This is a genomic window from Pseudomonas sp. PME37.24/025, assembly GCF_055556615.1.
Map to the genome: position 1 here is coordinate 25,466 of NZ_JBVHNK010000022.1, position 18,327 is coordinate 43,792.

The following is an 18,327-nucleotide window of genomic DNA, read 5'->3' on the forward strand; positions in this document are numbered from 1 at the left end:
CAATCCGTACTTGAATAGATACGGCAGATAATAACAGCTCAGCCAAATCCACTTTGACTTGTATCAGAAACTGCGTGGCCTCCCTGGCCCTCAATGTCCGGTAATAGGGTAGAAATCCGCCCTGAATGGCGGATTAAAGCTGTTGCATCATTTTGCGCACGCCGGCCACATGGCGTCGGCTGACGATCAGGGCATCGCCGTTCAGGCCTTTGAGAAACAGCTGAAAATGCCCCAGGGGCGTGCGTTGCAGCCGCTCGATGCGTTCGCGAGCCACCAGTGCGTTGCGGTGGATCCGCACGAAACGGTCGCCAAATTCGTCTTCGAGGGCCTTGAGTGGTTCATCGAGCAGCACTTCACCGCCTTCATGACGCAAGGTGACGTACTTGTGGTCGGCAATGAAGTAAACCACCTGCCCCAACGGAATCAGTTCGATGCCTTTTCGGGTGCGGGCGCTGATGTGGCTGCGCGGACCGCTACCGGTTTCGGCCGCAGGGCGAGTCAAGGCCGCGAGCTGGACGCGATTGGGGCGTTCGGCTTTCTTTAATGCTTCGTGTAACTGTTCTGTGCGCACTGGCTTCACCAGATAGCCCACGGCGCTGGCCTGTAGGGCTTCCACGGCAAATTCATCGGGTCCGGTGCAAAACACCACGGCGGGCGGGGTTTCGCGTTCGCACAATCGTGCAGCCACTTGCAGGCCATCGAGGCCCGGCATGCGAATATCGAGTAGCACGATATCCGGTTTGTGACTGTCGATCAGTGCCAACGCCTCTTCGCCGTTCGTGGCGCTGGGCTCCAGGACATTGTATCCCTCGAGTTCGCCGACCATTCGGCTCAGGCGCTCGCGGGCCAGGGGTTCGTCATCAACGATCAGGACATTCATATTGCGCTGGATTCCTGCGTGAGTCTCGCACAAGGATAGCGTAGACAGGTGAAGTGACGTCCGTCACCGCGATCCACGCTAAGACTAGCGCGAGGGCCAAAAAGTGCCGCGAGACCGGCGGCTAAATTTTTATCTGCCGTCTGACTGGCGGCCCAGGCCCGCACTGGCGAGGCATCGCCGTAGGGTTTGCTGATACACAATATGAACACCCCTCTTCTCTCTATAGTCAGCTGCAGCATCGAGAAGTGCGCTGATCCTCTGTCCAACTGTAGACGGTTGCCGGGACGATATTGCTCAATTGAAAAATATCGTTGCGCAATTTCTGTATCGTTTGCTTCGAGCAGGGGTCGCACGATGAGAAAAAAACCTGTCGACCAGTGTCAGCGACAGGATTGGCAACCCTGTTATTATCCGCGTCAGCGTTCCACGCCATCTTTCTTCAAGCCGATACGAGCGAATTCATGAGCACTGACAAGACCAATCAGTCCTGGGGCGGCCGCTTCAGTGAACCCGTCGACGCCTTCGTCGCCCGCTTCACCGCCTCCGTCACCTTCGACCAGCGCCTGTATCGCCACGACATCATGGGCTCGATCGCCCACGCAAGCATGCTGGCCAAGGTCGGCGTGCTGACCGATGCCGAGCGCGACAGTATCATCGATGGCCTGAACACCATCCAGGGTGAAATCGAGGCTGGCCAGTTCGACTGGCGCATCGACCTTGAAGACGTGCACATGAACATCGAGGCGCGTCTGACCGACCGTATCGGCGTGACCGGTAAAAAGCTGCACACCGGCCGCAGCCGTAACGACCAGGTCGCCACCGACATCCGCCTGTGGCTGCGTGACGAGATCGACCTGATCCTCAGCGAAATTACCCGTCTGCAGCAAGGCTTGCTGGAGCAGGCCGAGCGCGAGGCCGCCAGTATCATGCCGGGCTTCACTCACCTGCAAACCGCGCAGCCGGTGACCTTCGGGCATCACATGCTGGCCTGGTTCGAAATGCTCAGCCGCGACTATGAGCGTCTGGTCGATTGTCGCAAGCGCACCAATCGCATGCCGCTGGGCAGCGCCGCACTGGCGGGCACCACTTACCCGATCGACCGCGAATACACCGCTCAACTGCTGGGCTTCGACGCTGTCGGCGGTAACTCCCTGGACAACGTGTCCGATCGCGACTTCGCCATCGAGTTCTGCTCGGCCGCGAGCATCGCGATGATGCACTTGTCGCGTTTCTCCGAAGAGTTGGTGTTGTGGACCAGCGCGCAGTTCCAGTTCATCGATCTGCCTGACCGTTTCTGCACCGGCAGCTCGATCATGCCGCAAAAGAAAAACCCGGACGTCCCAGAGCTGGTTCGCGGCAAGACTGGCCGGGTATTCGGCGCGCTGATGGGCCTGCTGACCCTGATGAAAGGCCAGCCACTGGCTTACAACAAGGACAACCAGGAAGACAAGGAACCGTTGTTCGACGCCGCCGATACCCTGCGCGATTCGCTGCGGGCCTTTGCCGACATGATCCCGGCGATCAAACCCAAGCACGCGATGATGCGCGAGGCAGCTCTGCGTGGTTTCTCCACGGCTACCGACCTGGCTGACTATCTGGTTCGTCGTGGCCTGCCGTTCCGTGATTGCCACGAGATCGTTGGCCATGCCGTGAAGTACGGCGTGGAAAGCGGCAAGGACCTGGCGGAAATGAGCCTGGAAGAACTGCGCAAGTTCAGCGATCAGATCGAGCAGGACGTATTTGCCGTGCTGACCCTGGAAGGCTCGGTGAATGCCCGCGACCACATCGGCGGGACTGCGCCGGCGCAGGTCAAGGCTGCCGTGGCTCGCGGTCAGGCACTACTCGCCAGCCGTTAAAAGCTTCGCGGGCAAGCCCGCTCCCACAAGGACCTCCGACTGACCAACATCCATGGCAGACAGAGAAACCTGAGGGAGCGGGCTTGCCCGCGATGTCTGACTTCAAAGCACTACAAAACTTACTTCTTCGACGCGATCATCGCCAGAAACGCGGGCATTGCTGCGTCCTTGTCTGCCGCAATTCGTTGCACGTTCGGATGTTGCCCCAGACGCTCCAGCAGCGCCCTGGCCGCTGGCATCTCGGCCAACAGATCAATATCAAACAGCTTCTGCGCCACTGCACAGGCCAACGGCACGCTATACAGAAAATACACATCCGCAATGCTCAGGCTGTCACCCGCCACATAGGGGGTGAACTTGCCGTGCCTGCCCAGCGAGGCAAACCCCAGCAGCAATTCGGCCTTGGTCTTTTCCTGGATAGCCTCCGGCACCGACATGCCGAAGAACGCCGCGGGATAACAGGCGCGCCCGGGCAGTTCGATGTACAGCTCGATTTCCTTGGCCAACGCCAGGACCTGAGCTCGCTCGAAGGGATCGCTCGGCAGCAGTGGCGTACCTTTCTGGCTCTGCTCGAGGTACTCGAGAATCACGCTGGTTTCGTTGATGAAACCTTGTTCGACACCCAGCACCGGAACCTTTCCACGTGGGCTGATGACTAGCGTCTCGGGGGTAGTGCCTGGGTAAAACGGCACCTCTTCAAACTGCAGTCCCTTCTCCAGCAATGCCAGCTTGACCATGTTGTAGTAGTTGCTGACGCAAAATCCATAAAGCTTGAGCATTACATAGCCTCCAGGCCGTGCAGGGGTTGGCAGCGCCAGTTATAGAACGCCCGGGCACTTCTTGCCAGCAGCATCACAGCGCTGAATGCGGGTAAACTGGCCGCCTTTCCTTGAGGAGCCTGCCATGAGCGAGCAAAACGACATCGACAACGACGAAGAAGAGTTCACCGAAACGACGCTGATCGAAGCGATCGAGAACCAGATCGAAAGCGATAACCCGCCAGCGGCCAAGGCGACCTTCAACAAGCTGACCCTGGTGGGTTACGAGCGTGAAGAAATCCTCAGCCTGATGGCTCACGTGCTGGCAGTGGAAATCGACGCGATCCTCGAAGAAGACCGCGCGTTCAATACCGAATGGTACGAAGCTGCGCTGCGCGCACTGCCAGAGTTGCCGCCGGAAAAGCAATAAGCCAGCCCTGTCACGGGGCTTTTGTGGCGAGGGAGCTTGCTCCCGTTCGGCTGCGTAGCAGTCGCAAAGCATTTGGGGCCGCTTCGCGATCCAACGGGAGCAAGCTCCCTCGCCACAGGCAAGCCCCCCTCGCCACAAAAGCCCGCCTCCACATAGATTGTCACCCATCAGTATCGCCTTGCCCCAGACGCTGACTAAACCGGAAACCACCCCAAGACGAAAAAACCCTGTTACGAGCACTGGACATGCCGCACCAGCGAGTTCACCTTAGGAGCGCTATCGTCCAATTCCTAGAAAGTCTGGAGTCCTTATGTCGCTTACCCCTGAGTTGGTTGCCGAACTGGAAATCCTCGCCCTCTTCAACCTGGACAGTTCCCAGGAAGGTTTGAAAATTCATCAGACCGCTGCCCCGAAAGCCATTGCCGCCGCCCAAAGACTGTTCGACAAAGAATTGATCACCCAGCCCGATGGCGGTTATCTGACCAGCCTGGGGCGTGATGCTGCACAAAATGTGCAAACCGTTCTAACCATTCTGTCCGTGCGCGAAACAGCCTGAGCCTCACCGCATCGCCCACGGAAACCTCTGTCACGGGATTTCCGCGGGCACACTTTGGTGCCCGCTGTCGCCGTGCGATAGGGACCTGACGCCAGAAATACAAAATCAGCTTAAAAGTCCCGGGGCCGAGGCGCTAAACTGCCCCTCATCCCGAGCCCTCCACGTCCGAGCCCCGCGAGCCGGATTGAGCTGACATGACCCGCACCCATGAAATCCGCCCCGATCTGGACGAGGGAATCGACCGCAAGATTCTCAGCCAGCTGCGCGCCCGTTTTCTGAAGCTCAACGAGGGCCGCATGGCACGCGCCATGGAAGGGCTGTCGACCCGCCAGCAAACGGTTCTGACCCTGCTGCCGCTGTTTTTCCATGTCAATCATCCGCTGTTGCCGGGTTACGTTTCGGGCAGCACTCCGGCCGGGCTGTCGAATTTCGAACCTGACGCCAATGCCCTCGCCGAAGCCCAGCGCCTGACTCGCTCGTTTTCCTATAAGCCGCGCCACGGCAGCAATCCGCCGCGACCGATCCACGGCCTGTTCCTGATGGGCAGCCTCGGCACCCTTGCCCAGGCCGACCAGAGCGATATGGACGTATGGGTCTGTCACGGGCCGGACTTGAGCGAAAGCGAGCTCACAGAGCTGCGCAAGAAATGCCAGTTGCTTGAAGTATGGGCCGCCAGTCAGGGTGCCGAGGCGCATTTCTTCCTGATCGACCCTGCTCGCTTCGTGCTCGGCGAGCGTGATACCCAACTGAGTTCGGAAGACTGCGGCACCACCCAGCACTACCTGCTGCTGGACGAGTTCTACCGCACCGCGATCTGGCTGGCCGGCCGTACACCCATCTGGTGGCTGGTGCCGGTTTACGAAGAGGCGGCGTACGACCGTTATACCCACACGCTGTTATCCAAGCGTTTTATCCGTGCCGACGAAACCCTGGACCTGGGGCATCTGGCGTATATCCCGCCCGGGGAATTCATCGGTGCCGGGCTCTGGCAATTGTTCAAAGGCATCGAGTCACCGTACAAATCAGTGCTCAAACTGCTGCTGACCGAGGTCTACGCCAGCGAACACCCCAAGGTCCAGTGCCTGAGCCTGCGCTTCAAGCAGGCGGTGTTTGCCAATCGACTAGACCTCGACGAACTGGATCCATACATCGTGGTTTACCGGCGCATCGAGGAATACCTCACGGCCCGGGGCGAACCGGAACGGCTGGAGCTGGTACGCCGCGCGCTGTACCTGAAGGTCAATCGCAAACTCACCGGCAGCAGCGGTCGCACCCAGAGCTGGCAGCGTTCATTGCTCGAACGCCTGGCCCAAGAATGGCATTGGGATCAGCGTCAGCTCGCTTTGCTCGACAGCCGCAGCCAGTGGAAAGTCCGCCAGGTCAGCGCCGAACGCCGAGCCCTGGTGGGCGAGCTGAATTACAGCTACCGCTTCCTGACGCAGTTTGCCCGAAACGAGCAAACCGTCAGCCTGATCAACAAGCGCGACCTCAATGTATTGGGCCGGCGGCTATACGCGGCCTTCGAGCGCAAGGCCGACAAGATCGAATTCATCAACCCGGGCATCGCCCCCGATCTGGCCGAAGACACTCTGACGCTGGTGCAGGCGCCGAACAAAAAAGAACCGGGGCAAACCCAATGGGGTTTGTACAACGGCAGCCTGACCACTCATGAGTGGGAGCATTTCGCGCCGATCAAGCGCAGTCGTCAGTTACTGGAACTGCTCACCTGGTGCCACCGCAACGGCGTGATCGACAGCAGCACCCGCCTGGCCTTGCACCCCGGCACCAGCGACTTGAGCGAGTTCGAATTGTTCAACCTGCTCGGCAGCCTGCAACAAAGCATCGCCCTGCCCCTGACCACTGTCGCCGAAGAGCCTTTGCTGCGCGCCAGTGTGCCGAGCGAAATACTGATTCTGGTGAACGTCGGCGTCGATCCGCTCAGGCACCATCGCGACCTGAACATCCTGATGACCACCGAGCGCACCGACTCCCTGAGCTACGCCGGCGTGCGGGAAAACCTGGTGCTGACCCTGGACCAAGTCACGCTCAATAGCTGGAACGAGGTGCTGGTCAGCCGTTTTGACGGTCCCCACGCCCTGCTCGACTGCCTGCGCGATTACCTCAACAACCTGCCGGACGGGCCACAACAGCCCAAGCTGCGGGTGCGCTGCTTCTGCCACAACCGCGCGCAATTCATTGCCAGGCGGGTCGAGGAAATCCTCGACACCGCGCAGAACCTGCTGCTGAGCAAACTCAATCATCGTTACCTGATTCAGGTCCAGCAGCACTACCACGTGCTGGAGCTGGTGCCGGGCCAGGTCAATCACGTCGCCCTCGCCACACTGCCGGCGCTGTTCGACTACCTCGGCGAAGAACTGGCGAGCTACAGCCCGTTTCATCTGGACCCGATGGCACTGGAAGACCACGATCTGGCGCTGATCCTGCCCATGGGGCAACCCGACTGCGTTCAGGTGTTCTACCGGATCAATGAGCACCGGGCCGATTTGTATGTGCTCGATGAGTTCAATGCCTTGTGGCAGCAGCGTTTGCCCTATCACGACGAACAGAGCCTGTTGGTGCCGCTGCAACGTTTCCTGCAATCGATCCAGTACCGGCGCGATGCCTTGCTGCCGATGGACGCCGCCCAGCCACTGAGCCTGGAGACTTTGTATTACCAGTTGTTGCCTTCAGGTCCCGCGCGGGCGCGTCGGGTCGAAGCTCGGCCGACACCGCAAATCCCGCTCAACAAACCGTTCTATGACGTGCAGGCCATCGTTGGCAAAGCCGCACCGGGGCAGGGGCAGGTCACTTTGTATTGCAATCAGCGGGAATTTTCCGAGCTGGAACATGGCGATCAATTGTTCAGCGCAGTCGCGGGGGAAATCGTCGAGCAGCGTCGCGAGACAGAACGCTACCGCTGCTACATCACCGACCTGGACCTGTCGGGCCTGCTCGGTGATGGTCAGGGTTCAAGCCATCTGTATCTGCGCTACAAGGCCGACCTGGAACGCGCACTGAACAAGGCGCTCGAGCAGGTCTGAAGGGATGTTATTCCGGGAAGTCGCCGCCATGAGCAGGCTGCGATTCGACTTCCAGCAGGGTCAGTTTCAAGGTCTTGCCGCCCGGTGCCGGCCAGTCGATGTGCTGGCCAACCTTCAGGCCGAGCAAGGCACTGCCCACCGGCGCCAGAATGGAAATCCGGCCTTCGTCGGCGTTGGCATCCTTGGGGTAAACCAGGGTCAGGTGATAGTCCTTGCCGCTGCTCTCTTCACGGCAATGCACACGGGAATTCATGGTCACGACATCGGCGGGCACTTCATCGTGACCGACCAGAGTATCGGCGCGATCCAGTTCGGTTTGCAGCGCGATAACGCCCGGCAGCGTGTCATCCAGGCTGTCGATCAGGCGCTCCAGACGTTGTACGTCCAGACGGGTAAGGGTGATGGAAGGTGCGGTCATGATCAGGGCAGACTCCTTTCTTCTGCACGAAAAAAGCAAAACCCCGCCAGAAAAAGGCGGGGTTTTCACGAGCCTCGATGGGTTGAGGCGTCTCTGGACACTATCACAGCTCAATAAATATACAAGCCAGGCCGCTGAACGCCCTCTTTAAGGTTGGCGAGTAACTTTGTGGCGAGGGAGCTTGCTCCCGCTGGGGCGCGTAGCGGCCCCGAAAAGTTCACGACTGCTGCGCAGCCGAACGGGAGCAAGCTCCCTCGCCACAGGTAAGCCTCGTTACCCCAATAGAGTGATCAGCTCGCAGATTTTCGCTGAACAGCCTGCGCACAAATCACCCGCCGCCGCTCATCATCCGCCGAGCGCCATTCGCGAATATCTTCGACATGGCGGAAACACCCCAGGCAGACCTTCTGCTCATCCAGCCGACACACACCGCTGCACGGCGAAGGCACCGCCGGGCTGACATTGCTGTAAAGCGGCTTGGGCGGACGAACGGGCGCAGGCGGGGTCACGATCTCACAGACCTTCGAAATCGAGTTCGACGTCGGCTTGTTGCTTGACGATGCGCTCAAGCATCTCACCGAGCTGCTCTTCACTCTTGTCACACATCCAGCGCTCGCTTTCTGCGTCGTAATCGAAGTGGAAACCGCCGGATACCGCCGCCAGCCACAGCTGACGCAGCGGTTCCTGACGACTGAAAATCAATTGGCTGCCGTTTTCGAACTTGACGGTGAGCACACCGGCCGAGCTCTCCAGATCTACATCCAGGCCACTCTCGTCGAAAATATCCTCCAGCGACTGCTGGGTTGCATCGACCAGATCGTGGAAACGGGCTTCGGTCAAACTCATTGCGGGAACCTCAAAAAGTGTCTACTCACGCTCAAGCGCCGCAAGATACGGGCGAGCCCCGGTGATTGCAAAGAATAACGACCCATGGCGATCACGAAACCTGTGGGAGCGAGCCTGCTCGCGAAGAGGCCATCATATTCAACATCAATGTTGACTGACACTACGCCTTCGCGAGCAGGCTCGCTCCCACAGGGATTGCGCTTGGCTGACTGACATCGTGCCAAGCCCCGCCGGACGGGAGCCGCGTCGCATAGGCAAGCTGCCGGGTGGCCGGTATACTCCGGCGCAATTAACGCATTTTCAAGGATTTCGCCATGAAGCGCCTGATCTCTTCCCTTGCTGCGCTCGTCGCGGTCGCCTGCCTTGTATCGGCCTGTGGTCAAAAAGGCCCGCTGTACCTGCCTGATGAAAATCAGGATCCTGCAGAGCAAGCCAAATCGTCGCAGCAGACTCCGTCGAAAGCACACAAGCACGACGTCTACTAAGGGAACGCTATGGACGCTTTTAACTACCGTGACGGTGAGCTGTTCGCGGAAGGTGTTGCCCTGTCCGCCATCGCCGAACGCTTTGGTACACCGACCTACGTCTACTCCCGTGCCCATATCGAAGCCCAGTACCTGGCTTACGCCGATGCGCTGGCCGGCATGCCGCACCTGGTCTGCTTTGCGGTCAAGGCCAACTCCAACCTGGGCGTGCTGAATGTCCTGGCACGTTTGGGCGCCGGTTTCGACATCGTTTCCCGTGGCGAGCTGGAGCGCGTACTGGCCGCTGGCGGTACGGCTGACAAGATCGTGTTCTCCGGTGTCGGCAAGACCCGTGACGACATGCGTCGGGCGCTGGAAGTCGGCGTGCATTGCTTTAACGTCGAGTCCACCGATGAGCTCGAACGCCTGCAAGTGGTGGCTGCCGAGCTGGGCGTTCGCGCGCCGATCTCGTTGCGCGTGAACCCGGACGTCGATGCCGGCACTCATCCGTACATCTCCACCGGTCTCAAGGAAAACAAGTTCGGCATCGCCATCGCCGACGCCGAAGACGTGTACATCCGTGCCGCGCAACTGCCTAACCTGGAAGTGGTCGGCGTCGATTGCCACATCGGCTCTCAACTGACCACCCTGGCGCCATTCATCGATGCCCTCGACCGCCTGCTGGGCCTGGTCGACCGCCTCGGCGACTGTGGCATTTACCTGCGCCACATCGATCTCGGTGGTGGTTTGGGCGTGCGTTATCGCGATGAAGAGCCGCCATTGGCTGCCGACTACATCAAAGCCGTGCGCGAGCGTCTCGACGGTCGTGACCTGGCGCTGGTGTTCGAGCCGGGCCGTTTCATCGTTGCCAACGCTGGCGTGCTGCTGACCCAGGTCGAGTACCTCAAGCACACCGAGCACAAAGACTTCGCCATCGTCGACGCGGCCATGAACGACCTGATCCGCCCGGCGCTGTATCAAGCCTGGATGGACGTCACCGCCGTGCGCCCGCGCAACAGCGCCGCTCGCGCCTACGACATCGTCGGCCCGATCTGCGAAACCGGTGACTTCCTGGCCAAGGATCGTCAACTGGCCCTGGAAGAAGGCGATCTGTTGGCCGTGCATTCGGCCGGTGCCTATGGGTTTGTCATGAGTTCCAACTACAACACCCGTGGCCGTGCCGCTGAAGTGTTGGTGGACGGTGATCAGGCATTTGAAGTGCGTCGCCGTGAGACGGTAGCCGAGTTGTTTGCTGGCGAAAGCCTGCTGCCGGAGTAAAACCATGCTGCTGCGTTTTACCAAAATGCACGGCCTGGGCAATGACTTCATGGTTCTTGACCTGGTCAGCCAGCACGCGCACATCCTGCCAAAACACGCCAAGCAATGGGGCGATCGGCACACGGGGATCGGTTTCGATCAGTTGCTGATCGTCGAAGCGCCGAGCAACCCGGACGTGGATTTCCGCTATCGGATCTTCAACGCCGACGGCTCCGAAGTGGAACAGTGCGGCAACGGTGCGCGCTGTTTCGCCCGCTTCGTGCTCGACAAGCGCCTGACCGCCAAGCGGCTGATTCGCGTCGAGACCAAAAGCGGCATCATCGAACTGGACATCCGCAACGATGGCCAGATCAGCGTCAACATGGGCGCTCCGCGCCTGGTACCGGCCGAGATTCCGTTCGAAGCCCCGAGCCAGGCCCTGAGCTATCAGGTCGACGTCGACGGCACCACGGTCGAACTGGCCGCGGTGTCCATGGGCAACCCCCATGCCGTGTTGCGGGTCAGCGACATCAACAACGCACCGGTACATGAACTGGGACCGAAAATCGAACATCACCCGCGCTTTCCGGCGCGGGTCAATGTCGGTTTTCTCCAGGTCATCGACCGGAGCCGTGCGCAGTTGCGCGTCTGGGAACGCGGGGCCGGGGAAACCCAGGCGTGCGGAACCGGCGCCTGTGCTGCCGCAGTGGCCGCGATCAGCCAGGGGTGGATGGATTCGCCGCTATTGATCGACCTGCCCGGCGGGCGTCTGTCCATTGAATGGGCAGGCCCAGGCCAACCGGTCATGATGACCGGCCCGGCAGTGCGCGTATACGAAGGACAAGTGCGTCTTTGAGTGAGCGAAATCCATGACCGACAAGCCCCAGGTTCCCGCCCTACAGCCCGACGAATCCCCTTCCGAAAGCCTTGAGGCGGCGGCGATTGCCGCGTACCTGGAGGCTCATCCGGATTTCTTCGTCGAGCATGAAGAACTGCTCGCAACCTTGCGCATTCCGCACCAGCGCGGCGACACCATTTCGCTGGTCGAACGGCAGATGACCATCCTGCGCGACCGCAATATCGAGCTGCGTCATCGCCTCTCGCATTTGATGGACGTGGCTCGCGACAACGACCGCCTCTTCGACAAGACCCGCCGCCTGATCCTCGCGCTGATGGACGCCACCAGCCTGGAAGATGTGGTGATCAGCGTTGAAGACAGCCTGCGCCAAGACTTCCAGGTGCCCTTTGTCAGCCTGATCCTGCTGGGCGACAACCCGATGCCGGTAGGTCGCTGGGTGACGCATGCCGACGCGCAAACCGCCATCGGCGGCTTGCTCTCGGAAGACAAAAGCGTCAGCGGCAGCCTGCGCGAACACGAACTGGACTTCCTGTTCGGCGAAGAACAGCGCAAGCAGATCGGCTCCACCGCCGTCGTCGCCATCAGCTATCAGGGCATCCACGGCGTTCTGGCCATCGCCAGCCGTGATCCGCAGCACTACAAGAGCTCGGTGGGTACGCTGTTCCTGAGTTACATCGCCGAAGTCATGGGCCGCGTGCTGCCACGGGTCAACAGCTCCCTGCGCTCGGTACGCTGACCATGGAACGGCAACTGGACGCTTACTGCGAACACCTGCGCAGTGAGCGGCAGGTGTCGCCGCACACGCTGTACGCCTACCGCCGCGACCTCGACAAAGTGCTGGGCTGGTGCGTCAAACAGAACATCGGCAGCTGGGCCGCGCTGGACATCCAGCGCCTGCGCAGCCTGATCGCTCGCCTGCATGCTCAAGGCCAATCGTCCCGCAGCCTGGCGCGACTGCTCTCGGCGGTGCGTGGGCTCTATCACTACCTGAACCGCGAAGGTCTGTGCGATCACGACCCGGCCAATGGTCTGGCACCGCCCAAGGGCGAACGTCGCCTGCCGAAGACCCTCGACACCGATCGCGCACTGCAACTGCTTGAGGGTGCGGTAGAGGATGATTTTCTCGCGCGTCGGGATCAGGCGATTCTGGAACTGTTCTATTCCTCCGGCTTGCGGCTTTCGGAACTGACCGGGCTCAACCTTGATCAGCTGGACCTGGCTGACGGCATGGTCCAGGTGCTCGGCAAGGGCAGCAAGACTCGACTGTTGCCAGTGGGCAAAAAGGCTCGCGAAGCGCTGGAGTTGTGGCTGCCGCTACGAGCCATGACCAACCCGGCAGACGACGCGGTGTTTGTCAGCCAGCAAGGCCGGCGCCTCGGCCCTCGGGCGATTCAGGTGCGAGTCAAGGCCGCTGGCGAGCGCGAACTGGGGCAGAACCTGCACCCGCACATGCTACGACACTCCTTCGCCAGCCATTTGCTGGAGTCCTCTCAGGACTTGCGGGCGGTGCAGGAACTGCTCGGCCACTCAGACATCAAGACCACCCAGATCTATACCCACCTGGACTTCCAGCACCTGGCGACGGTCTACGACAGTGCCCATCCACGGGCCAAACGCATTAAAGGCGATGATTCATGACCCTCCAATTGATCACCTTCGACCTCGACGACACCCTGTGGGACACCGCCCCAGTGATCGCCAGCGCCGAAGTCGTATTGCGTGAATGGCTGACCGAGCATGCACCGAACCTGGGCGCGGTGCCGGTGGAGCATCTGTGGTCGATTCGCGAGCGGGTACTGAGCAACGAACCGAGCCTCAAGCACCGCATCAGTGCTCTGCGGCGGCGGGTGCTGTTCCATGCACTTGAAGAATCCGGTTATGGACATACCGAAGCATCCGACCTGGCCGATCAGGGTTTCGAAGTGTTTCTGCATGCGCGGCATCAGTTGGAGATCTTCCCGGAGGTGCAACCGACCCTGGAAATTCTGGCCAATCACTATGCGCTTGGCGTGGTGACCAACGGCAATGCCGATGTGCGTCGGCTGGGGCTGGCGGACTACTTCAAGTTTGCCCTGTGCGCCGAAGACATCGGCATCGCCAAGCCCGATGCGCGACTGTTTCATGAAGCACTGCAGCGTGGCGGCGCAACCGCCGAAACAGCAGTGCATATCGGCGATCATCCCGGCGATGACATTGCCGGCGCCCAGCAGGCGGGGTTGCGGGCAATCTGGTTTAACCCGGCGGGCAAGGTGTGGGAAGCCGAGAAGGCGCCGGATGCCGAGATTCGTAGCCTGACCGAGCTGCCGGGGTTGTTGGCGCGGTGGAATTCGGCTTCCGCCTGACACATAACCTGTGGGAGCGGCGGTGCGACGATTCGACTTGCCCGCGATAGCGGCGTGTCAGACGACATCAATTTCGAATGTGACGCCCCAATCGCGGGCAAGCCCGCTCCCACAGGGATCACCGTAAACTTTGATTTCTTATCCTCATCCATGAAAAAGCCCGCAGCGACGGCGGGCTTTTTCAGCAAGCAAGAAGCAGGCGCTTAGATAGGCCGGCTGCCGTACTTGTTATCAGGTTTCTTGGGAGGATCGGCGACCACATTGGCCTCCACTTCCTGCACCTTGCCGCCCCGTGCAAGAAACTCTTCCATGGCCTTGGCCAGGGCGTCGCGTTCCTTGTTCTTGGCTTCGACGCTCGGCAGCTCATCAACCGACACCGCAGCCTTGGCCTTGCCTTTGACAGTCGGAACGGGCGTATCACCGCCGTCATCTTCAGCAACGTCTTCTGCCGCCGCTTCAAGGCCTTCTTCGGTTTCGTCTTCGTCGCCTACTTCGAGGTCGTCGTTTTCCAGATCATCGTCGCTCATGTTCTACCTCATGACTTGCGAAAAGCAGATTAGTTATAGCCCAGCTTTGCCGTCTGTCGACGGCTGCCGGAAAAAAATCAACCACCACTGGTAACCAGCGGTTTATGCCCCTTCACCGTGCACGGTGGCGAGGACTTTGCGGGCACCGCCATGATCACGGTGCTCGCCCAGATAAACACCTTGCCAGGTCCCCAACGCCAGTCGGCCTGCCGAGATCGGCAAACTGAGCTGACAGCCAAGTACGCTGGCCTTGAAGTGCGCCGGGAGGTCGTCCAGGCCTTCGTCGTTATGCTCATAGCCGTCTGTTCCTTGTGGGATCAGACGATTGAAAAATCGTTCGAAGTCGCGACGTACCGCCGGATCGGCGTTTTCGTTGATGGTCAACGACGCCGAGGTATGTTGTAGCCACAAATGCAACAGACCGACCCGACACGCCTTGAGTTCAGGCAAGCCTGCGAGTAATTCATCCGTTACCAGATGAAAGCCCCGGGGCCGTGCCCGCAGGGTAATCAGAGTCTGTTGCCACATACAGTTCTCCGCACGTTCGGGGCGCATTCTAGCGCGCTCTGTGAAAAAACAAAGGCCCTAATATTCCTTCAATCGTGTAAGCCATTGGCCGCAGAAAAACGCCCGTCATAAACGCGACTGAACGTGTATGAAAAAACCTTTCAGCCCTTCCTCCACTGACAAATCCCAGACAAAAAAATGCCCGGCAAGCCGGGCAAATTTTTTATGCGCGTGCTTACAAGTTGTAGCCGCGTTCGTTGTGAAGCGCCAGATCGATGCCGACCGCCTCTTCTTCATCAGTGACACGCAGCCCCATGACGGCGTCCAGGACCTTGAGGATGACAAAGGTAACGATCGCGGTGTAGATCACCGTGAAGCCCACGCCTTTGCACTGAATCCAGACTTGAGCAGCGATGTCGGTAACGGTGCCGAAACCGCCCAGCGACGGTGCCGCGAACACACCGGTCAGGATTGCGCCGAGGATACCGCCGATACCATGCACGCCGAAGGCATCCAGGGAATCGTCATAACCGAGCTTGCGTTTCAGGGTGGTGGCGCAGAAGAAGCACACCACGCCCGCCGCCAGACCGATCACCAGAGCGCCCATCGGGCCCACGGTGCCTGCCGCTGGAGTGATTGCAACCAGACCGGCCACTACACCCGAAGCGATACCCAGTGCGCTTGGTTTGCCGTGGGTGATCCACTCGGCAAACATCCAGCCCAGCGCCGCAGCAGCGGTGGCGATCTGGGTGACCAGCATCGCCATGCCGGCGGTGCCGTTGGCGGCGGCAGCGGAACCGGCGTTGAAGCCGAACCAGCCGAACCACAGCATCGCGGCGCCCATCAGGGTGTAGCCGAGGTTGTGCGGAGCCATCGGGGTGGTCGGGAAGCCTTTGCGCTTGCCCAATACCAGGCAGCAAATCAGACCGGCCACACCGGCGTTGATGTGCACGACAGTGCCGCCCGCGAAGTCGAGCACGCCCCAGTCCCACAACAGGCCGCCGTTACCGGACCAGACCATGTGCGCAATCGGTGCGTAAACCAGAGTGAACCAGATCCCCATGAAGACCAGCATGGCGGAGAACTTCATCCGCTCGGCGAAGGCACCGACGATCAGTGCTGGGGTAATGATGGCGAAGGTCATCTGGAAGGTGACGAACACCGCCTCAGGGAACAGCGCCGCAGGCCCGGTCAGACTCGCAGGCGTGATGCCGGCGAGGAAGGCCTTGTTCAGACTCCCGAAGAACGAGTTGAAATTGATGACGCCCTGTTCCATGCCGGTGGTGTCGAACGCAACGCTGTAGCCATAAATGACCCACAGAATGCTGATCAGACCGGTAATGGCGAAGCACTGCATCATCACGGAAAGAATGTTTTTCGAGCGAACCATGCCGCCGTAGAACAGCGCGAGGCCGGGAATGGTCATGAACAGCACAAGGGCTGTCGAGGTCATCATCCAGGCGGTATCGCCGGAATTGAGGACTGGGGCCGCCACTTCGTCTGCCGCCATGGCCAGGCCGGGCATTACGAGGGACAACAGGGCTCCTAGCCCTGCGAATTTACGCAGAGTCATATTGTTTTCTCCTGGGGCGTTGGGTTTGTGGCGGCTTAGATTGCGTCGGTATCGGTTTCGCCGGTACGGATGCGAATCGCCTGTTCCAGATTGACCACGAAGATCTTGCCGTCACCGATCTTGCCGGTGTTGGCGGCCTTGGTTATCGCCTCGATAACCCGGTCCAGATCCTTGTCGTCAATGGCGACATCGATCTTCACCTTTGGCAGGAAATCGACCACGTACTCCGCGCCGCGATACAGCTCGGTGTGACCCTTCTGCCGACCGAAGCCTTTGACCTCAGTAACGGTAATGCCCTGCACGCCGATCTCGGACAGTGACTCGCGCACGTCGTCCAGTTTGAACGGCTTGATGATGGCAGTGACTAGCTTCATGAAAACTCTCTCCCGAATTGGTGGACTTGCCCCAGGAAAACAAACCCGACTCAAGTCTAAGCGCAGTGCCTGGCTTTGTAACGCATCGTCGGCCTTACCTGCCCGTCCGACGCCAGCGAACCACTCCGCACGAAACTCCCCCGTTCCGCTTGGCGCACTGCATTCGTCACAGCGACTGCATCAGTGCATGGGTCACCAGCGACTAAGCAGAAAGCTTGCCATCTATCCAAAACCCATTGATTTCAAGTGCTTGGCCGCTGCCGAAGACCCTTTCGCCCAATTGACGCGACGGTTACGCACAACAACAGTGCGCGACCGCCCACTCGACTGCGCGAAAAGCGTGCATCGCAGCTGCCGAGATTGACTATAGACACTGCGTGATACACTGCCCGCCATTGTTGACAGGACATTTCCCATGCTCGCGCCCAAAGACTTCCTCGACGCCCTGAGCGGCACCGCCTCCCGCCTCTTCAGCGGCGACACCCCACTGCCAAAAAGCGAAATCGAAAGCCAGTTCAAGGCTTTGTTGCAGAGCGGCTTCAGCAAGCTGGACCTGGTGAGCCGGGAAGAGTTTGATAGCCAGATGGTCGTGCTTGCACGGACCCGGGCTCGGTTGGAAAGTCTTGAGGCGAAGGTGGCGGAGCTGGAAGCGAAGCTGAATCCACCAGTCGAGTAACACCGCAGATCCCACGGTGAAACCCAATCCACTGTGGGAGCGAGCCTGCTCGCGATAAGGTCGGAACGACCTTCAGATTCAACTGTAGGAGCTGCCGAAGGCTGCGATCTTTTGATCTTTAAGCACTCAAAAATCCAAGCACCTTCCTACAACAAAACCACCGCCGTCCGATTGCGCCGCAATGCCTCCGGTTTCTATGCTCATCCCAGCTGAATAATCAGCTCTGGGTTTGGCGACCCGGAAGACCCCGACGCACCGCGACCACATTCGACCGAGGAATTTATTCCCATCTCGAATTATGGCGGCTATGCGTGGGAGACCTTCGAGTCTGCCGGTTCTCGGGCGTCACCGGTTCGCCAACCCGCGCATGGCTGCCACCCTTTTCGTTTGGCGACGATCAGAGGCAGTTTTCTTCATTTGATCCCGAGAACTGCTCGATGGACGAAAACTATCTGATTCCTCACGTCTTCACCCGCCACAAACTCCACCTCCACGCTCTCCTTCTACAAAACCAACCTTGGTTCAGCGCCCGCGACCTCGGCCGCCTCCTACGCCTCTATCTCGACGAACGCGCCGTCCGAAAACTCGACACCGACCAACACCAGTCATTGCGGATGCTCATCCACGGCAGCATCGAAAACACCCTGCTGATCAGCGAATCCGGCGTCTACGCACTACTCGTCTACCACTACTGCCCCCGAATATCGGGCGCTGCGCGAATGGCTAACCCACGACGTCGTCCCCGCCCTCAGAGACGCCCAACAACCCACCTCAACCGAACGCCCAATACTGAGCCTGCTGAACTGGCCGGAAATGTCGCTGAGTTTGCTGCACTGGAATAACCAGCCGTGGATTCGGTTGCAGGATGTTCCGCAGATGTTACCGAATGAGGAACGACCGCGAAGTACTGTCAATGCGCCGTGGTGGAAGCGTGCTTCGCGGGTACTGCAATCTTTTTAAGTA

At 59.8% G+C, this 18,327-nt stretch carries 20 protein-coding genes and 1 pseudogene; 12 read left to right on the top strand and 9 right to left on the bottom strand.

Annotated features, from left to right (window positions below):
• Positions 1 to 133: 133 nt before the first annotated feature.
• Positions 134 to 880, bottom strand: a complete 747-nt coding sequence (locus ACZ3HH_RS28430) for a LytR/AlgR family response regulator transcription factor (protein ID WP_007899317.1) — start codon at positions 878 to 880, stop codon at positions 134 to 136.
• Positions 881 to 1,341: 461 nt separating this feature from the next.
• Between ACZ3HH_RS28430 and argH the strand changes: the two genes are divergently transcribed.
• Complete coding sequence (gene argH / locus ACZ3HH_RS28435; protein WP_465809715.1) at positions 1,342 to 2,736, top strand: argininosuccinate lyase; 1,395 nt, start codon at positions 1,342 to 1,344, stop codon at positions 2,734 to 2,736.
• A 119-nt stretch (positions 2,737 to 2,855) separates the two neighbouring features.
• Here the strand turns inward: argH and ACZ3HH_RS28440 are convergent, their stop codons facing one another.
• A complete protein-coding gene (locus ACZ3HH_RS28440) occupies positions 2,856 to 3,515 on the bottom strand; it encodes a glutathione S-transferase family protein (protein WP_465809717.1) in 660 nt (219 codons plus the stop codon).
• A gap of 124 nt (positions 3,516 to 3,639) precedes the next feature.
• Between ACZ3HH_RS28440 and ACZ3HH_RS28445 the strand changes: the two genes are divergently transcribed.
• From ACZ3HH_RS28445 to ACZ3HH_RS28455, 3 genes are all read left to right on the top strand, one after another.
• Positions 3,640 to 3,924 (top strand): hypothetical protein, encoded by a 285-nt coding sequence (locus ACZ3HH_RS28445; RefSeq protein WP_465809719.1) that lies wholly within the window; start codon positions 3,640 to 3,642, stop codon positions 3,922 to 3,924.
• Between the two features lie 310 nt (positions 3,925 to 4,234).
• Entirely contained in the window at positions 4,235 to 4,480 is a 246-nt protein-coding gene (locus tag ACZ3HH_RS28450) for a TIGR02647 family protein (protein WP_007894898.1), read from the top strand.
• A gap of 194 nt (positions 4,481 to 4,674) precedes the next feature.
• Entirely contained in the window at positions 4,675 to 7,521 is a 2,847-nt protein-coding gene (locus tag ACZ3HH_RS28455) for a class I adenylate cyclase (protein WP_465809722.1), read from the top strand.
• A 7-nt stretch (positions 7,522 to 7,528) separates the two neighbouring features.
• Here ACZ3HH_RS28455 and rnk read toward each other — a convergent pair whose 3' ends face one another.
• The 3 genes from rnk to cyaY all read right to left on the bottom strand — a co-directional run bounded on the left by rnk (position 7,529) and on the right by cyaY (position 8,785).
• Entirely contained in the window at positions 7,529 to 7,939 is a 411-nt protein-coding gene (rnk, locus tag ACZ3HH_RS28460; protein WP_034147684.1) for a nucleoside diphosphate kinase regulator, read from the bottom strand.
• Between the two features lie 290 nt (positions 7,940 to 8,229).
• On the bottom strand, positions 8,230 to 8,448 hold the full coding sequence (locus ACZ3HH_RS28465) for a DUF1289 domain-containing protein (RefSeq protein ID WP_465809724.1): 219 nt from the start codon (positions 8,446 to 8,448) through the stop codon (positions 8,230 to 8,232).
• A 4-nt stretch (positions 8,449 to 8,452) separates the two neighbouring features.
• Entirely contained in the window at positions 8,453 to 8,785 is a 333-nt protein-coding gene (cyaY, locus tag ACZ3HH_RS28470) for an iron donor protein CyaY (RefSeq protein WP_460144140.1), read from the bottom strand.
• A 314-nt stretch (positions 8,786 to 9,099) separates the two neighbouring features.
• On the opposite strand from cyaY, the gene lptM reads away from it, so the two are divergent.
• The 6 genes from lptM to ACZ3HH_RS28500 are packed head-to-tail and all read left to right on the top strand — an operon-like array spanning position 9,100 to position 13,707.
• Positions 9,100 to 9,270 carry an LPS translocon maturation chaperone LptM gene (gene lptM / locus ACZ3HH_RS28475; RefSeq protein WP_074871901.1) on the top strand — a complete coding sequence of 57 codons (171 nt, stop codon included), beginning with the start codon at positions 9,100 to 9,102 and terminating at the stop codon, positions 9,268 to 9,270.
• Positions 9,271 to 9,279: 9 nt separating this feature from the next.
• A complete protein-coding gene (gene lysA / locus ACZ3HH_RS28480; RefSeq protein WP_465809727.1) occupies positions 9,280 to 10,527 on the top strand; it encodes a diaminopimelate decarboxylase in 1,248 nt (415 codons plus the stop codon).
• Between the two features lie 4 nt (positions 10,528 to 10,531).
• Positions 10,532 to 11,362, top strand: a complete 831-nt coding sequence (gene dapF, locus ACZ3HH_RS28485; RefSeq protein ID WP_038980780.1) for a diaminopimelate epimerase — start codon at positions 10,532 to 10,534, stop codon at positions 11,360 to 11,362.
• A 13-nt stretch (positions 11,363 to 11,375) separates the two neighbouring features.
• On the top strand, positions 11,376 to 12,101 hold the full coding sequence (locus tag ACZ3HH_RS28490; protein WP_462036859.1) for a DUF484 family protein: 726 nt from the start codon (positions 11,376 to 11,378) through the stop codon (positions 12,099 to 12,101).
• A gap of 2 nt (positions 12,102 to 12,103) precedes the next feature.
• Positions 12,104 to 13,003 carry a tyrosine recombinase XerC gene (xerC, locus tag ACZ3HH_RS28495; protein WP_018927532.1) on the top strand — a complete coding sequence of 300 codons (900 nt, stop codon included), beginning with the start codon at positions 12,104 to 12,106 and terminating at the stop codon, positions 13,001 to 13,003.
• Positions 13,000 to 13,707 carry an HAD family hydrolase gene (locus ACZ3HH_RS28500; protein WP_465809730.1) on the top strand — a complete coding sequence of 236 codons (708 nt, stop codon included), beginning with the start codon at positions 13,000 to 13,002 and terminating at the stop codon, positions 13,705 to 13,707. The genes xerC and ACZ3HH_RS28500 overlap by 4 nt, the downstream gene beginning before the upstream one ends.
• Positions 13,708 to 13,910: 203 nt before the next feature.
• On the opposite strand, the gene sutA is transcribed toward ACZ3HH_RS28500, so the two are convergent.
• The 4 genes from sutA to glnK form a co-directional block, all read right to left on the bottom strand.
• The gene (gene sutA, locus ACZ3HH_RS28505) at positions 13,911 to 14,234 is read right to left on the bottom strand and encodes a transcriptional regulator SutA (RefSeq protein ID WP_465809732.1); all 324 of its coding nucleotides are present in this window, start codon (positions 14,232 to 14,234) and stop codon (positions 13,911 to 13,913) included.
• Between the two features lie 102 nt (positions 14,235 to 14,336).
• Positions 14,337 to 14,762, bottom strand: a complete 426-nt coding sequence (locus tag ACZ3HH_RS28510) for a secondary thiamine-phosphate synthase enzyme YjbQ (protein ID WP_007989493.1) — start codon at positions 14,760 to 14,762, stop codon at positions 14,337 to 14,339.
• Between the two features lie 214 nt (positions 14,763 to 14,976).
• Entirely contained in the window at positions 14,977 to 16,314 is a 1,338-nt protein-coding gene (locus ACZ3HH_RS28515) for an ammonium transporter (protein ID WP_465809735.1), read from the bottom strand.
• A gap of 35 nt (positions 16,315 to 16,349) precedes the next feature.
• Positions 16,350 to 16,688 (bottom strand): P-II family nitrogen regulator, encoded by a 339-nt coding sequence (gene glnK / locus ACZ3HH_RS28520; protein ID WP_002555808.1) that lies wholly within the window; start codon positions 16,686 to 16,688, stop codon positions 16,350 to 16,352.
• A gap of 415 nt (positions 16,689 to 17,103) precedes the next feature.
• On the opposite strand from glnK, the gene ACZ3HH_RS28525 reads away from it, so the two are divergent.
• Positions 17,104 to 17,364 (top strand): accessory factor UbiK family protein, encoded by a 261-nt coding sequence (locus ACZ3HH_RS28525; protein WP_283182164.1) that lies wholly within the window; start codon positions 17,104 to 17,106, stop codon positions 17,362 to 17,364.
• Positions 17,365 to 17,801: 437 nt separating this feature from the next.
• Positions 17,802 to 18,324: pseudogene (locus ACZ3HH_RS28530) on the top strand (BRO-N domain-containing protein).
• Positions 18,325 to 18,327: the final 3 nt, after the last annotated feature.

Excerpts from the sequence above, each read along its gene's own strand:
- ACZ3HH_RS28430 (WP_007899317.1), bottom strand. The coding sequence starts at position 880 with ATGAATGTCCTGATCGTTGATGACGAACCCCTGGCCCGCGAGCGCCTG.
- argH (WP_465809715.1), top strand. The coding sequence starts at position 1,342 with ATGAGCACTGACAAGACCAATCAGTCCTGGGGCGGCCGCTTCAGTGAA.
- ACZ3HH_RS28440 (WP_465809717.1), bottom strand. The coding sequence starts at position 3,515 with ATGCTCAAGCTTTATGGATTTTGCGTCAGCAACTACTACAACATGGTC.
- ACZ3HH_RS28445 (WP_465809719.1), top strand. The coding sequence starts at position 3,640 with ATGAGCGAGCAAAACGACATCGACAACGACGAAGAAGAGTTCACCGAA.
- ACZ3HH_RS28450 (WP_007894898.1), top strand. The coding sequence starts at position 4,235 with ATGTCGCTTACCCCTGAGTTGGTTGCCGAACTGGAAATCCTCGCCCTC.
- ACZ3HH_RS28455 (WP_465809722.1), top strand. The coding sequence starts at position 4,675 with ATGACCCGCACCCATGAAATCCGCCCCGATCTGGACGAGGGAATCGAC.
- rnk (WP_034147684.1), bottom strand. The coding sequence starts at position 7,939 with ATGACCGCACCTTCCATCACCCTTACCCGTCTGGACGTACAACGTCTG.
- cyaY (WP_460144140.1), bottom strand. The coding sequence starts at position 8,785 with ATGAGTTTGACCGAAGCCCGTTTCCACGATCTGGTCGATGCAACCCAG.
- lptM (WP_074871901.1), top strand. The coding sequence starts at position 9,100 with ATGAAGCGCCTGATCTCTTCCCTTGCTGCGCTCGTCGCGGTCGCCTGC.
- lysA (WP_465809727.1), top strand. The coding sequence starts at position 9,280 with ATGGACGCTTTTAACTACCGTGACGGTGAGCTGTTCGCGGAAGGTGTT.
- dapF (WP_038980780.1), top strand. The coding sequence starts at position 10,532 with ATGCTGCTGCGTTTTACCAAAATGCACGGCCTGGGCAATGACTTCATG.
- ACZ3HH_RS28490 (WP_462036859.1), top strand. The coding sequence starts at position 11,376 with ATGACCGACAAGCCCCAGGTTCCCGCCCTACAGCCCGACGAATCCCCT.
- xerC (WP_018927532.1), top strand. The coding sequence starts at position 12,104 with ATGGAACGGCAACTGGACGCTTACTGCGAACACCTGCGCAGTGAGCGG.
- ACZ3HH_RS28500 (WP_465809730.1), top strand. The coding sequence starts at position 13,000 with ATGACCCTCCAATTGATCACCTTCGACCTCGACGACACCCTGTGGGAC.
- sutA (WP_465809732.1), bottom strand. The coding sequence starts at position 14,234 with ATGAGCGACGATGATCTGGAAAACGACGACCTCGAAGTAGGCGACGAA.
- ACZ3HH_RS28510 (WP_007989493.1), bottom strand. The coding sequence starts at position 14,762 with ATGTGGCAACAGACTCTGATTACCCTGCGGGCACGGCCCCGGGGCTTT.
- ACZ3HH_RS28515 (WP_465809735.1), bottom strand. The coding sequence starts at position 16,314 with ATGACTCTGCGTAAATTCGCAGGGCTAGGAGCCCTGTTGTCCCTCGTA.
- glnK (WP_002555808.1), bottom strand. The coding sequence starts at position 16,688 with ATGAAGCTAGTCACTGCCATCATCAAGCCGTTCAAACTGGACGACGTG.
- ACZ3HH_RS28525 (WP_283182164.1), top strand. The coding sequence starts at position 17,104 with ATGCTCGCGCCCAAAGACTTCCTCGACGCCCTGAGCGGCACCGCCTCC.